The organism is Nitrospira sp., assembly GCA_015709715.1.
Taxonomy (GTDB): domain Bacteria; phylum Nitrospirota; class Nitrospiria; order Nitrospirales; family Nitrospiraceae; genus Nitrospira_A.
Window position 1 is genome coordinate 2,740,629 of sequence record CP054184.1, and the last position, 14,377, is coordinate 2,755,005.

A 14,377-nucleotide genomic window follows, 5' to 3' on the forward strand; every position below is an offset into this window, starting at 1 on the left:
CTTGGGGCAAGCTGTAGCAAGACACCCCGGACGGAGCACCTCTATATGGCCATGCGCGACTGATTCCGCTTCAGATGCCCATTGACAACTTGCAGATACAATAGTAAGTAATTGATTACTTACTTTCTGTCTTCAGAGGAGCCACATGCCGTCTCATCCCAAACACCTTCCAGCGGATCAACGCCGAATCAGCGCGGTCCAGGCTGTGATCGCTTTAGCCGCGGTGCGGAATCCAACGGAGATTACAACTGCCGCCGTCGCCAAGCGGATGGGGCTGACTCAAGGGGCCTTGTTCAGGCACTTTCCGAGCAAAGACGCCATCTTGGAGGCAGTCATGAAATGGGTGGCGGACCGCTTGCTCGTGCGAATCGACGCAGCCGCACAGGCTGCCTCCTCACCACTCAGCGCGTTAGAGGCCGTCTTCTTCACGCATATCGATTTTGTGGTCGAGCATCCCGGTGTCCCCCGGATGCTGATCGGTGAATTACAACGATCCGAAGACACGGTTACCAAGCGGATGGTGCGAACCTTGCTCCGTGCTTACACTGAGCGGCTGATTCGGCTCATGGAAGAAGGCAAGCAGCAGGGCCAGCTTGATCCGCATTTGGATACCGCAGCTGCTGCAACCCTGTTCGTGGGGACCATTCAGGGGTTGGTTCTGCAGTCATTGCTGACGGGAAACGTGCCACACATCCGCCGCCAAGCGCCCGATGCGTTTACCATCTATCGGCGCGGTATCGTTTCCCGCGGACAGCCAAGCGGAGCGAACGCCTCTCTCGGCGAGAACAACCACCCTGCATAGCGCAAGAAAATGGAGCGACTGATGAAGAAGCGAACATGGGGCATCGCGATAGTGGCATTTCTCTGGATGACGTGCCTGGCGGCGGCTGCCGAGCTGTCTCCTGTGCCTCCCGAGTTGCGTCTGAGCCTTCACGACGCGATTCAGGCGGCGGTGGACAATAACGTCAACGTCCGTTTGCTGAAGGAACGGATTGCAGCGGCACAGTCCGCCGCCGATACCAGTCGTGGTGCCCTGTTGCCGAATGTCGCGGGATATATGAACGGCCGAAACCAGACGGTCAACCTCGCCGCCTTCGGTCTGCCGGCGGATCGGCTGAGCGGGCTGGGGCTGACCCGCAGCGTCACCGATCCCTTCGAAGTCTACGATGCGCGCGCAACTTTGGTGCAGAACCTCTTCAGCATCAGCTTGATCCAACGGTGGCGAGCGGCACGGACCGGCATTGATGTCGCTCAACTCGAGGCGGAAGTCGCGAAACGCGACGTCATGGCGACGGTGGGACTCTTATACCTGGAAGCACTGCGAGGGAGTGAGGCCGTGAAGGCTCGCCAAGCCGATATCGACCTGAGTGAGCAATTGCTCAAGTTGGCACAGGACCGGAAAGCGGCCGGCGTCGCTACCGGCTTGGACGTGACGAGGGAAGAAGTGCAATTGGAGAACAATCGGCAGCGTCTCCTGATGGCGCAGAATGAGCAAGAGAGTGCCCGCCTGAACTTGATACGTGCGTTGGGAATTTCATTCGATGTGCGGCTAGTCCTGACCGATGCATTGAAGTTCGTCGAGGTTACATCACAGTCAGCCGATGTCGCGTTATCCGTGGCCCGAGAAAATCGTGCTGAGCTGAAAGCTCAGGCCCAGCGGGAAAAGTTGGCCTCGCTGAGCCTGAGCTCGATCACGAGCGAACGGATCCCCTCCTTGGCGCTCAACGGCGACTATGGGTGGATTGGGCTCAAGCCTGATGAGGGGCTGGCGACGAGGACGATCGGGATGACGCTGTCCATTCCCATCTTCGACGGCGGCCAACGGGAAAGTCGCATATCGGAAAGCCGCAGTCGGGTGCGGCAGGAATCAATCCGAATGAAAGACGTCTCGGATCAGGTGACCCTTGAAGTACGAAACGCCTTGCTTACGTTGGGCTCATCGACGCAGCAAGTCGCTGTGGCGCAGAAGGGCTTGGATCTATCGCTCAAGGAGCTACAGTTCGCCCGCGATCGGTTCGCGGCGGGGCTGGCCACCAATATCGAAGTGACGAATGCGCAAACTTCCGTGGCGCGCGCTCGCGACAATCTCATCGAAGCGTTGTTCCGCCTGAACGCGTCGCGCATCAATTTAGCGCGTGCCAAGGGAGAGATCGAAACGATCTTCTGACTCCCGAAGCTTCCTAGGAAAGAGGGGAAATGGGCATAGGTACGGCGACTAGTTCCGATAAACCGATGGCTCCTCGGCCCACTGCTCAGGGTGCAGCATCTCGAAGAGGAAACCTCCGTCCGTGGAGGGGGATGATCCTTGCCGCCGGCGCCCTCCTCGTCGCCCTCGCCAGCCTCTACATGCAGTCGAAGCCTGCACCGGAATCCGAAAGGTTACGGGTGTCGGGCAATATCGAAATGACCGACGCCGAGGTCAGTTTCAAAATCCCGGGCCGCGTGGTCGAGCGTCTGGCATCGGAAGGGGAGATGGTCGAGGCGAGACAGGTCGTTGCTCGATTGGATACCGGCGAGCTGGGGCAGGACGTTGCATTGCGCAAGGCGGAGGTCCGGGCTGCCGAAGCCGCGCTGGCCGAGCTGGAGACGGGATCCCGTCCGGAGGAGATTGCGCAAGCGGGGGCCGTCGTCAGGAAGGCGCAGGCGGACGTGTCGCGGGCCAGGGCGGATCTCATGCGGCTGAAACGGCTGTACGAGCAGGACAACGTCTCGGAACAGGAGTACGATGCGGCCAAGACGGCGGTGGCAGTGACCGAGGCCACACTCGGTGAGGCGCAGGAGCAGTTGCGTCTGGTCCGGAAAGGTCCTCGCATTGAAAAGATCGAGCGGTCGCGGGCACAGCTGCAGCAGGCCAAAGAAGCACTGGCGCTGGCCCAGACTAGGCTGGGTTATGCCACGCTGACCTCTCCGCTGACCGGGCTCGTACTCTCCCACAACATCGAACCGGGTGAGTTCGTCGCTGCCGGCACGCCGATCGTGACCGTCGGCGACCTGGCGCACGTGTGGCTGCGGGCCTACGTCGATGAAACGGACCTCGGCCGGGTGAAGGTGGGGCAAACGGCCACCGTGACGACTGACACGTTTCCGGACAAGGCCTACGAAGGCCGCGTGTCCTTCATCGCCTCCCAGGCCGAGTTCACGCCGAAGAGCGTCCAGACCGAGAAGGAGCGGGTCAAGCTGGTCTATCGCATCAAGATCACCATCGACAATCCTCACATGGAGCTCAAGGCCGGGATGCCGGCTGATGCACAAATTCGGCTCGACGATCGTGCGGAGGAATCTGGTGGAAGCCATTAAGCTCGCCCATCTCACGCGATCGTTCGGCGTGGTTCGCGCGGTCGAAGATTTGAACTTCACGGTGGCAGCCGGAGAAATTTTCGGCCTCGTCGGACCGGACGGTGCCGGCAAAACCACCACGATGCGGCTCTTGACCGGCGTGATGGAGCCGACTGACGGCGACGCCTGGGTCATGGGAAAGCATGTGGTCCGGGAAGCCGAGGCGGTGAAAGACGACATCGGGTATATGAGCCAGCGATTCGGGCTCTATCCGGATCTGACGGTGGACGAAAACATCCATTTCTACGCGGATCTGTACGGGGTTCCCACGCAAGGGCGCGAGCAGAAGATCCACGAATTGCTCTCGTTCAGTAATCTCACTCCCTTCAAGAAGCGGCAGGCCGGGCGGTTATCCGGGGGGATGAAGCAGAAGCTGGGGCTAGCCTGCGCGTTGATCCATACGCCGAAAGTCTTGTTCCTGGACGAGCCGACGAACGGCGTCGATCCGGTCTCGCGGCGCGACTTCTGGCGGATTCTCTATTCCCTTCTCAAAGACGGCGTCACGATCTTCGTCTCTACCGCCTATCTGGACGAAGCGGAACGGTGCCATCGGGTGGCGCTGTTGCATCAGGGCCGTCTCCTGGCTTGCGACACCCCGGATCGAGTCAAAAGCCTCATGCGGGGCACGATCCTTGAGGTCCGCGTCAGCCGGGCGCGCGAGGCCGCGGCATTGCTCAAGCGGCGCATGAAAGCCGAATCGATCGGCCTCTTCGGCGATCGCATCCATGTGGTGACGATGAACAAGGCGCAGACGGCGCACGAGGTGCCGGGCATCCTACAAAGTGAGAGATTCATGCTGCACGGAGTGCGACAGATTGAGCCCTCCCTGGAAGATGTCTTTATCTCGGTGCTGACGAGCGAGCAGGCTGTCGCTCAGCAGGAGCCGACCCATGTCCTCTGATCAGGAGCCCTCTGCGGTCGTGGTCCGCGATCTGGAAAAGCGGTTCGGCTCATTCGTCGCGGTCAACCGGATCAGCCTGGACGTCACAGCCGGAGAGATCTTCGGCTTTCTCGGACCGAACGGAGCTGGCAAGTCCACGACCATCCGCATGCTGTGCGGACTGCTCACGCCGACGGCGGGCACCGGGACCGTCGCCGGCTTCGACATCATGCGGGAGGCGGAGCGGATCAAGGCCCACATCGGCTACATGAGCCAGAAGTTCTCGCTCTACGAGGATCTGACGGTCGAGGAGAATATCGATTTTTACAGCGGCATCTACCGCATTCCAAAAGAGAAGAAGGCGGAGCGGAAAGGGTGGGTCATCGAGATGGCGGGTCTCTCGGATCATCGACACTCGCGGACCGCCGTCCTCTCGGGAGGCTGGAAGCAACGGCTCGCGTTGGGCTGTGCCATCCTGCACGAGCCGCCGATCATCTTCCTCGATGAGCCGACGTCCGGTGTGGACCCGATCAGCCGCCGGAGCTTCTGGGATCTCATTTACGAGTTGGCCGGACGAGGCGTGACCGTCTTCGTGACGACCCACTATATGGAAGAGGCCGAGTACTGTGACCGGTTGGGATTGATCTATCGGGGCGAGTTGATCGCAGCTGGGACGCCGGAGGAGCTGAAGACGCGGTTCATGCAGGACGACATCATCGAAGTGTTGTGCGAACAACCTCAGGAGGCGATGTTTGCGCTCGGGGACGTCGGAGGAGTCAAGGAAGCGGCCTTGTTCGGCAAGGGATTGCATGTCGTCGTCGAGCGCCGGGCGGGGGACGTCATCCCTGCGATCACGGACCGGCTGGCGGAGCGGAACTTTGCAGTATCGCGGGCGGAGCGGATCGTGCCGTCGCTGGAGGACGTGTTCGTCTCGTTGATCGAGGCGCGGGACCGGCAGGAGCGGCCTCAGGCCGAGGTGACGGGATGAATGGGCGGCGCATCTGGGCGGTCGCCCGCAAAGAGAGCATCCATATCATCCGGGACTGGCGCAGCCTCGTCATGGGGATCGCCATCCCCATCCTCTTGTTGATCCTGTTCGGCTATGCGCTGACGCTGGACGTGGACGAGGTGCCGCTCGTGGTATGGGATCAGAGCGGTACGGAAACCAGCCGGCGCTTCATCAGCCAGTTCGACGGCTCGCCCTATTTCAGCCTGCGCCGGTACGTGCAGACCTATGCGGACGTCGAGCAGGCCATCGATGCGGGGAGTGCGCTGGTGGCGCTGATCATCCCGACCGATTTCGGTCCGGACGTCGACGCGGGACGGCTGACACGGGTGCAGGCCATCATGGACGGCAGCGACTCGAACACGGCGACGATCGTGCTCGGCTATGTGGAGACCGTGGCGCGGACCTACAACCAGGATCTGGCGATCGAACAGACGGCGCGCAAGAGCGGCCGGACCGTGACCGTTCCGCTCGACCTGCGCCCGCGCGTCTGGTTCAACGCCGACATGGAATCCAAGAACTACATCATTCCGGGGTTGATCGCAGTGATCATGATGGTCATCGCCGCGATGTTGACCTCACTCACGGTAGCGCGGGAGTGGGAAACCGGCACGATGGAGCAGGTCATCTCGACGCCGCTGAAAGGCTCGGAATTGATTCTGGGAAAGCTGCTGCCGTATTTCGGCATCGGTCTGTTCGATGTCCTTGTGGCCGTGCTGATGGGCGAGTTTCTGTTCCGAGTGCCGCTGCGCGGCAGCGTCGCACTCCTGTTCGGCATGGCGGCCGTCTTCTTGGGCGGGGCACTCTCGCTCGGCATGTTGATCAGCATCGTGACCAAAACGCAATTGTTGGCCAGTCAACTGGCCATGGTGGTCACGTTCCTGCCGGCCTTCCTGCTCTCCGGATTCATGTACGACATCAGCAACATGCCGAACGTGGTCCAGGCCATCACCCACGTGGTGCCGGCCCGGTATTTCGTCTCGCTGTTGAAGGGTATTTATCTGAAAGGGATCGGCCTGGAGCTCCTCGTCTTTGAGGCGATGCTGCTGGCCGGCTTCGGCCTGCTAGTGCTCTTGGTCGCCAATCTGGTCTTCGAGAAAAAGATGGTGTGAGCAGACGATGTTCGAACGAATCGCGCAGATGCTGACCAAGGAATTCGTCCAGATCCTTCGCGATCCACGGATGAGAACCGTCATTTTCGTGATGCCCCTCGTGCAGACGCTCGTGTTCGGCTATGCCGTCACCACGGACGTCACCCGCATCCCGACCGCGATCTTCGATCTGGACAACAGCCGCGCCAGCCGTGAGTTGACCGCCCGGTTCACCGGCTCCGGCTATTTCGACGTGGCGGCGTACGTCGATCGCGAAGACCAAGCTCGGGACCTCGTGGATCATGGCACGGTCAAAGCGGTGCTGCAGATGAACAAAGGGTTTGGAGACGATCTCCGGGCCGGCCGGACGGCGGCGGTACAGGTCATCGTGGACGGGACGGACTCCAACACGGCAGGCATCGTGCTGAACTACGCCGGGCAAATCGCCGGCCGATTCAGCGAGACAGTGATGCAGGCACGCATCATCCGGGCCACCGGTGAGCCGGCCACCCCCGCTCGCGTGGCGGTGGAGACGCGCGCGTGGTTCAACGAGAACCTCGAAAGTCGCAACTTCTATGTCCCCGGGGTCATCGTGCTGATCGTCACGCTGGTCACGCTGATGTTGTCGAGCATGGCGGTGGTCCGCGAAAAGGAAATCGGAACGATCGAGCAGATCATGGTGACGCCGATCAAGCAAGCGGAGTTCATTCTGGGCAAGACCTTGCCCTTCGCGCTGATCGGCTTCGCCGACGTGGCGCTCGTGACCGTGATGGCCGCCTATTGGTTTGACGTGCCCTTCAGAGGCAGCCTGTGGCTCCTCATCGGAGCGACAAGCCTGTATCTGATGAGCACACTGGGCATCGGTCTGCTGATCTCGACCATCAGCCGGACGCAACAGCAGGCGATGATGAGCGCCTTTTTCTACTACTTTCCCGCCATGCTGCTGTCCGGTTTTGTGTTCCCGATCGCCAACATGCCGGAGGTTGTGCAGTGGGTAACCTACCTCAACCCACTGCGCTATTTTCTCGTGATCATCCGTGGGATCTTTCTCAAAGGCGTGGGAGTGGAGATCCTGTGGCCGCAGATGGCGGCGCTGTTGCTTCTGGGGACCGCAACGCTGTGGCTGGCGACGAGGCGTTTCCACAAGACCACCGGGTAGGCCGATATGACGCGGTTCTGGATGACGATACTCGGGGTGATCGGTCTGACCGGCTTGCTGATGGGCGAGGTCCTGGCGGAAGACATGCAGGAGACGACGTCCGGTGCCGTGCACGACTGTCGCTACGAGCAGCACGAGGGTGGGGCGAGCAGTTCGGTCTTTCCAAGCGATGACGTGTTCCGCCCGTTGATGGCGGATCCGAAGCAGCCGCAGTTCTTCGCCACCTATCAGTCCGTTCAGCGCAGAGAGCCCACGAGTACCGTCACAGGGGTGGGGAAGTCCGTCAATGTCGGGTCGGTGGGGTTCGGCGAAAATTTTGGGTTTTACTCCAAGCGGCACGGCTGTAACGGTTGGCAGGTGGGCCTGCTGGGAGGAGTCTTTTCACAATTCAATCTGGACGCGCCGTCTTCGGACCTGATCAACGCTGATTATATCGTGGGAATTCCCCTTTCTTGGCGGCAGGGAGCATGGTCCGCGCGGGTCCGCCTCTATCATCAGAGCAGCCATGTCGGAGATGAATTTCTTCTCGAGAATCCCGGATTCAATCGGGTGAATCTTAGTTTCGAGGAAATGGAGGGGATCGTTTCCTATGAATACCGATGGGTCCGAATGTATGTAGGGGGAGGTTACTTGATTCATCGCGAGCCGGCGCAATTGGATCGGAACCGAGTGCAGTGGGGAATGGAGCTGCGGGGGGCGACGATTTCCTCGCCTCTCCTTGGTCGCGCGATGCCTGACCTCAGGCTCACACCGATCCTGGGGGCCGACTTCAAGGCCTTCGAAGAGCTGCGTTGGATCATCAACCACAATATTATCGGCGGTGTCGAATGGTCCAGGCCGGGCGCAAAGCGCCGGTTTCGATTCCTTGTGAACTATTATCGCGGCTTTTATCCCTATGGGCAGTTCTTCAGCGAGAAGGTCGAGAGCGTCGGATTCGGATTCTATTTGGCTTTTTAGGCCGCTCACAGAAGGGGCCGGCGGGTTTCGTTTGCTTGAACTCATCTTCCTGGGGTCTACCTAAGACCGCCTCACAAGTCTGGACACGTTCTGCCATGACTCAGCATTGTCCAGGGCACTCCCGCAGTTCCAGCCTGCCGATCGATAGTGAAACGCCGGGCAGGCCACCGAACGGTGAATCCTTCCGGGCAGACCACACTCTTACAGGAAAGAGCGCGTGTTTCCTTGATGGTCGAACGTCGTGCGGGCAAGCAAGGAGAGTTGTACGCTTCAGGAGGTGACTGATGGGCAGCAAGGGACACACACTGTGCCGGGTAATGGTTGGGCTTTGGGTCGTCACGCTGGCCATCGCCGGGTGGATGTTTGTAGCTGGGTGGACGAAACCGGGCACGGATGGGCGGCAGGAGATCGGGCTGGCGCCGGCGGAGCGGGACCAGATTCTGGCTGAAATGCGACAACTTTTCAAAGCGGTGGATGGAGTCGTCAGAGGGCTCGGCGAACCGCAACCGGATCTTAACGCGATGGAAGGAGCCGCAAGGGCCGCCGGCATGAAGGCGGCGGCAGATACTGAACCGGCCATCATGGCAAAGTTGCCGTTGCCGTTCAAACAGATGGGCATGTCAATCCATAAGGACATGGATGCCCTGGCTGATGCGATCGTGCAGAAGGAACCTCCGCAGCAGATTCTTCAGCGGTTGTCGAGCATGACGGCGCGGTGTGCGACTTGTCACGATCTCTATCGATTTGGAGTCAACCAATAATATTTAACGTGAACGTATGCGCGGAGAAGGTGAAGGTCCTTCGATGCACCATGACAGGACATCGAATGTGACGGTCATGGCCGGATGGGGAGCGTAACGGAGCGGGCGTGTCACCCGCTTCTGCCGTGAGTAATGTCGCTCATGGCGATGTGCGCAAGGAGGTGCCCAATGAAGCTCAGAAAAATGCTTTCCATCGCGGTGGCGGTTGTGCTGTCGTTCCCGGCAGGAAATGTGATCATGGCGTCGGCGCAGGATCGCGATCGCGATCAGCTCAAAACGCAGCAACAACTTCAGGATAAGGATAAGCTGCAGACGAAAGATCAGGTGAAAGAAAAAGAGCAACTCAAGGAGCAGGAACGAATTCGTGAGCGGGCGCGGGAACAGACTCGTACGGACCGTCCGGAGAGACCACAGCATGAGAAGGCTGAGCGGACCGAACGCGGCGGTCGTTGAGTGCGGAGGGATATGTGACGTGGCATTGCGCGACGCCAGCCGACCAAGGGGCTCGCGCCATGAGTAGGTGCTGGAATGCATTCAGCCAGCGAGGGAGCGGTCGGATTGCGATGCAGGACAGTCGGAGTGGGGAGATTATCGATCTGTGTGAGCCTGACAGCGGCCTTCTTGGGGATGGGTTTCCTTCTGCTCGGCGCAGGGATGGTTGACCGGGCGACGGCTGAGGTCGAAGGGCCCCCCAAACCAACCCCTCAATGGCGAGTCAGCACGACCGTCAATTATTCGAGCGGTTCATACGGCGCGGATTCCAGGACGAACATTCTGTATGCGCCCATGACGATCCGGCGGGTGTTTCGTGACGGAGATATCAGCCTGACGATTCCATTTGTCAGCATCTCCGGGACCGGAGCTGTTCGACTCGTGGGTGGCATACCGACGCGAACAGACAGTGCCGCGGTCAGTCCAACGGCGGCGCTCGCCGGCGGGGCAGGAAGAGGCAAAGGGCCCGGTGCTACCCCGTTATCCAGCGCCACGACCGACAGCGGTCTTGGCGATCTGATTCTGCGTGGCCGCTATTACCTGATCGAGGAGAACGCCATCATGCCGCTTGTGGCGGTGACGGGGCGGGTCAAATTACCGACTGCGGATGCCGATCTTGGGCTCGGTACGGGCGAGTTCGATGAAGGGGCCGGGTTGGAATTGACCAAAAGCCTCGGTGACCGATGGCTCGCCTATCTTGACGGAGGCTATAACCTGATCGGCGATGCACCGGGCACGAATTTCAATAATCAGTGGTGGTATGACATCGGCATCGGCTACGACGTCACGGACAATCTCCACATGAGTGTCTTTTATGAAGAGTATCGCGCATTGGTCAATACGGTGAACAACGCCCGTGACCTCTTAGCCCTCACGAACTACATTGTCAACGACACCGTTCATCTGACCGGTTCGTTCCTCGTCGGACTGTCGAATGGCGCATCGAATTACGGATTGGGCGGAGGGGTCAGATTCCGGTTTTAATGGAAGGCTGCGTAGGCCACGCGACAGTCGAGCGCCGCTTCATGAACGTCGTACATTGGAGTGTCAAAGGAGGAGGACAATGGAAAGTGTCAACGCGCGAGAGGCCGACCTCATCACGAATCCCCATCAGGTCAAGGCGAGTCGGTTGTACGACACGGAGCATGCTCAAGTAGTTCACATCACGTTAGAACCGGGTGAATCGCTCAAGAAGCACGTGACGCCCGTCGATGTCTTCTTCTACGTCCTGGAAGGGAGAGGGATCGTCGAGATCGGAGACGAGAGGAAAGAAGTCGGGCCGGACATGCTCATTTCCAGCCCCGCCCGCATTCCGCACAGGTGGTCCAACCAGAGCGACAAGCCGTTCCGCGTGTTGGTCGTCAAGGTTCCGCGTCCGACCGAAGCCACGAAGTTGCTTTGAGAGACAGGATGCGCCATTCGTGACGAGCATGCCGTGCCTCTTGGGTCAGGACGATGATGCTCGGAACATAGTCCAGACCGAGGCGTCCATCCGGGCCGTTCAGAAATCGACGCTGTGGCCATTTGCTCTGAGATCTGCCATGCTGCCGTTCCTGATCGAGACGTTGTTCCGTTGCGATGCTTGGTGCATCACGAAGGTCTTCTAAACAGTCCGTCGAAAATTTATACTGACGCACCAGGATTTGCGTGAGGGCGGTTGTTTCTATGGGCGTCTGCGGGCTGGTAGGCAGGATCGGCTTATGCGGTGTGTGGCGCGTCGAATGACTCATGACGGGGCGTGGGTAGCGGGAGAGAGGGCTCATGCCCTCCAGCAGAGGGAGTGGTGAGGTGTTGGTTGATCGGGTGATGAACGAGGGGGAATTGGATGAACGGCATCAGTCGAATATTGCGACTCGCCGGTCTGTCGAAGTCGTGGTGCTGGCCGTGGTCAGTATTTGGGCGTTCTTCACCAATCTCACGTTTTCGTTGCTGGAAGGCAGCGAAGGCCTTTACGCGGGCATTGCAGGTGAAATGGGGCGGCGGCAGGAATTTTTCGACCTCACGTACCAGGGCATTCCGTACTTCAACAAGCCGCCCTTCTTCTTCTGGCTGCTCAATGCGTCGACCACCCTGTGGGGCGACCATGAACTTGCCCTGCGCCTGCCCGGTTCGATCGCCGCCGTCGGTACCATTGTCCTGACCTACGTGCTGGCCTCCAGGCTCATGTCCTCGACAGCGGCCTTCTGGGCCGCCTTGACCGTGGCGACCAGCCACGTCTTTCTCTGGTACGGCCGGCGGGTGCTGTTCGATTCGACGCTGACCTTTTTCATTACGCTGGCGCTGTTCGCCTGGGCCTACGTCCAACTGCTGGGCCGCAGTTCCTGGTGGTATCTGCTGAGTTTCTTGAGCATGGCGCTCGGAGTGATGTTGAAGGAACTGCACGGGTTCTTTTTGCCGATGCTGGTCATGGTCTCCTATGCGGTCATCCAGCGGGATTGGCGGATGTTCAAGGACAAGGTGTTTTGGATCGGGTTATCCGGAGCACTGGTGATCATGGCGGCCTACGCCGGCATGCTGGGCCAAGGGTACCAACACCATTTTCATCTCGGCGCCGCGGTCAAAGTGATTTGGAACCCCACCGCCTCCGGTCCGCCGCCGGAAGGGCACCCCTTCTATTGGTATCTGGGCATGATCTGGGCCGACTTTTTCCCCTGGTCGATCCTGCTGCCCTCCACGCTGCTGTTGTTCTGGGCCCGACGGCCCTTCCCGAACCGGTCGGTCGAGGTCCTGTCGTTGATCTGGGTCTTCGGGCTCTTGATCGCCTTCAGCCTCGCCACCATGAAACGCGAGCCCTATCTCATGCCGATGGTGCCGGGATTCGGGTTGATGGTCGGCTACTATTACCAGCATGTCTTGTCGCTGCCGGAACGGCAGACTCCCATGCCGATCTGGCTGCGGCTGTTGTTGGGAATACTGGCCCTCCTCTTTGCCGTCGGTATCGTGATCGGGCCGCTCTTGCTCAAGAAACGGTGGCTCGTGCCGCCGGATTTCGTGCCGCCGCTCTTTATCGCGGTCATCGCCGCCATGTCCGGCGTGCTGCTCTATGCGGCCATTCGCTCCCGTCTGCACCTGGCGCACTATATGGTCGGGGGCCTGGCGGTCGGGTTCATGGTGACGGTCGTGAACATCGTCTTCCCGGCGATCGACCAGGCCTTCTCGCCAAGGAAAATCACCGAGGAAATTAAACTGCTCGCCCGCGAGGGCCAACCGGCGCTGTTCCACTACATTCCCGGCTGGCCGAAAAACGAAGACGCGGTCTATTATCTCAAGCGAGATAATGTGGTGCCGGAACTCCCCACGCCCGACGCGGTGGCCGAGGCTGCGCGCCGGCACGGCACCATCAGGGTCGTGACCGAAGAGCAACATGCCGTCACCCTGGAGAAACGAACGGATTTCGCGACGGAGCGGATTCGTGAATTTCGCCAACCGAGCCGCAAACATTTGTGGCTCCTGTCGGTGCGCAGCGGGGCTTGAATCGGATCGAGGGAGTCGCCGACTCCACGAAGGCCTCCCTGCGGTGTCGCCATAGGAGGGCCGTCATGCACACCATCCTCGCGGTTGCACTCTTCTTCTGTGCCGTCGCCGCCACCGCCTACGCCGATGAGCCGTCACGCCGCATGCCGTTGCAGGAGCGAGCCGTGCTCCCAGCCGGTCAGGTCGTGCAGGGCGATTACTTTGCCGTAGGGCCGCACGTCGAGATTTCCGGCCTCGTGAACGGCGATGTCTATGCCGCGGGCGGCGACGTGTTGGTGGATGGCACGGTCAACGGCGACCTGATCGTGATGGGCGGCAAGGTCGTGTTGTCCGGCACCGTGGCTCAAGACGCCCGGATTGCCGGGGGGCAGGTCACCATCAGCGGCAGCATCGGCCGGAACGCCACGGTCGGGAGCCTCGACCTGCAGGTCACCGAGCGCGCACAGGTGCAGGAGAACCTGCTGGCGGGCGGCGGCAACGTGCAGCTGGCGGGACGCGTCGGCCATGATGCGCGGATCGGCGCCTGGCATCTCACCGTCGCGAACGAGGTGGCGCGGGACCTGGCTGTGGCGGCCGAGTCCGTGCGGCTCACGTCGAAGGCGTCCGTGGGCGGACGGCTCCGTTATTGGGGCGAGGACCCTCCCTCTATCGACGAAGGAGCGACGGTGCGTGGGCCGGTGGTGCATCGCCGGCCTCCCGAAGGTTGGAGCATCGAGCGGGCTCGTCACGGCCTCATCGGAGCACGGATCGCGGCGGAGTTCGTCAACTTCCTGGCCACGCTGATGCTCGGGCTCCTGCTCATCCGCGTCTATCCGTTGTTCACCGATCGCGTGACGGCGACGATCCGCGCCCGTCCCGGCGCCTCGCTTGGCTGGGGAGCGGTAGCCTTCGTGGGGATTCCACTCCTCGCGCTGAGCTTTCTCATTACCCTGTTCGCGCTGCCCGTGGGAATGGTGTTGTTGGCCCTGTATGGCGCGACGGTCTATCTCGCGCGGGTCTATGCCATCACCTGGCTGGGCCAGTTCCTGATCCGCCGCCGCTCCGAGATGTCTTCGCCGGCTGGCCCTTTCGTGCTCGGCCTGGTGTTGTATTCGCTGCTCTCGATGATTCCAGTCGTCGGCAAGGTCGTGACATTGCTGGCGCTGTTTCTCGGATTGGGGGCCCTGCTGATGACGAAGCGGGAACTCGTCATGGCCCTGCGGGAGCAGGGGCAGGTGTGAG

General features: G+C 60.6%; 14 protein-coding genes. All 14 read left to right on the top strand.

Features of this window, described 5'->3' with window-relative positions; all coding sequences use genetic code 11:
* The first annotated feature begins 145 nt into the window (after positions 1-145).
* The 14 genes from HRU82_13255 (at position 146) to HRU82_13320 (ending at position 14,376) form a co-directional block, all read left to right on the top strand.
* Complete coding sequence (locus HRU82_13255) at positions 146-802, top strand: TetR/AcrR family transcriptional regulator (protein ID QOJ35849.1); 657 nt, start codon at positions 146-148, stop codon at positions 800-802.
* 21 nt (positions 803-823) lie between these two features.
* A complete protein-coding gene (locus tag HRU82_13260) occupies positions 824-2,167 on the top strand; it encodes a TolC family protein (protein ID QOJ35850.1) in 1,344 nt (447 codons plus the stop codon).
* A 65-nt stretch (positions 2,168-2,232) separates the two neighbouring features.
* Positions 2,233-3,297 (top strand): efflux RND transporter periplasmic adaptor subunit, encoded by a 1,065-nt coding sequence (locus tag HRU82_13265; GenBank protein ID QOJ35851.1) that lies wholly within the window; start codon positions 2,233-2,235, stop codon positions 3,295-3,297.
* Entirely contained in the window at positions 3,245-4,237 is a 993-nt protein-coding gene (locus HRU82_13270; protein QOJ35852.1) for an ABC transporter ATP-binding protein, read from the top strand. Before HRU82_13265 ends, HRU82_13270 begins: the two co-directional genes overlap by 53 nt.
* Positions 4,227-5,204 carry an ABC transporter ATP-binding protein gene (locus HRU82_13275; protein ID QOJ35853.1) on the top strand — a complete coding sequence of 326 codons (978 nt, stop codon included), beginning with the start codon at positions 4,227-4,229 and terminating at the stop codon, positions 5,202-5,204. The genes HRU82_13270 and HRU82_13275 overlap by 11 nt, the downstream gene beginning before the upstream one ends.
* Positions 5,201-6,334, top strand: coding sequence for an ABC transporter permease (locus HRU82_13280; GenBank protein ID QOJ35854.1), 1,134 nt, complete (start codon positions 5,201-5,203; stop codon positions 6,332-6,334). Before HRU82_13275 ends, HRU82_13280 begins: the two co-directional genes overlap by 4 nt.
* Positions 6,335-6,341: 7 nt before the next feature.
* The gene (locus HRU82_13285; protein ID QOJ35855.1) at positions 6,342-7,472 is read left to right on the top strand and encodes an ABC transporter permease; all 1,131 of its coding nucleotides are present in this window, start codon (positions 6,342-6,344) and stop codon (positions 7,470-7,472) included.
* Between the two features lie 21 nt (positions 7,473-7,493).
* A complete protein-coding gene (locus HRU82_13290; protein QOJ35856.1) occupies positions 7,494-8,429 on the top strand; it encodes a DUF1207 domain-containing protein in 936 nt (311 codons plus the stop codon).
* Between the two features lie 317 nt (positions 8,430-8,746).
* Positions 8,747-9,190, top strand: coding sequence for a hypothetical protein (locus tag HRU82_13295; protein ID QOJ37207.1), 444 nt, complete (start codon positions 8,747-8,749; stop codon positions 9,188-9,190).
* 168 nt (positions 9,191-9,358) lie between these two features.
* Complete coding sequence (locus HRU82_13300) at positions 9,359-9,643, top strand: hypothetical protein (protein ID QOJ35857.1); 285 nt, start codon at positions 9,359-9,361, stop codon at positions 9,641-9,643.
* A gap of 147 nt (positions 9,644-9,790) precedes the next feature.
* A complete protein-coding gene (locus HRU82_13305) occupies positions 9,791-10,666 on the top strand; it encodes a transporter (GenBank protein ID QOJ35858.1) in 876 nt (291 codons plus the stop codon).
* Between the two features lie 79 nt (positions 10,667-10,745).
* Entirely contained in the window at positions 10,746-11,084 is a 339-nt protein-coding gene (locus tag HRU82_13310) for a cupin domain-containing protein (GenBank protein QOJ35859.1), read from the top strand.
* Positions 11,085-11,443: 359 nt separating this feature from the next.
* Positions 11,444-13,156 carry a glycosyltransferase family 39 protein gene (locus HRU82_13315; GenBank protein QOJ35860.1) on the top strand — a complete coding sequence of 571 codons (1,713 nt, stop codon included), beginning with the start codon at positions 11,444-11,446 and terminating at the stop codon, positions 13,154-13,156.
* 65 nt (positions 13,157-13,221) lie between these two features.
* A complete protein-coding gene (locus HRU82_13320) occupies positions 13,222-14,376 on the top strand; it encodes a hypothetical protein (protein QOJ35861.1) in 1,155 nt (384 codons plus the stop codon).
* Position 14,377: the final 1 nt, after the last annotated feature.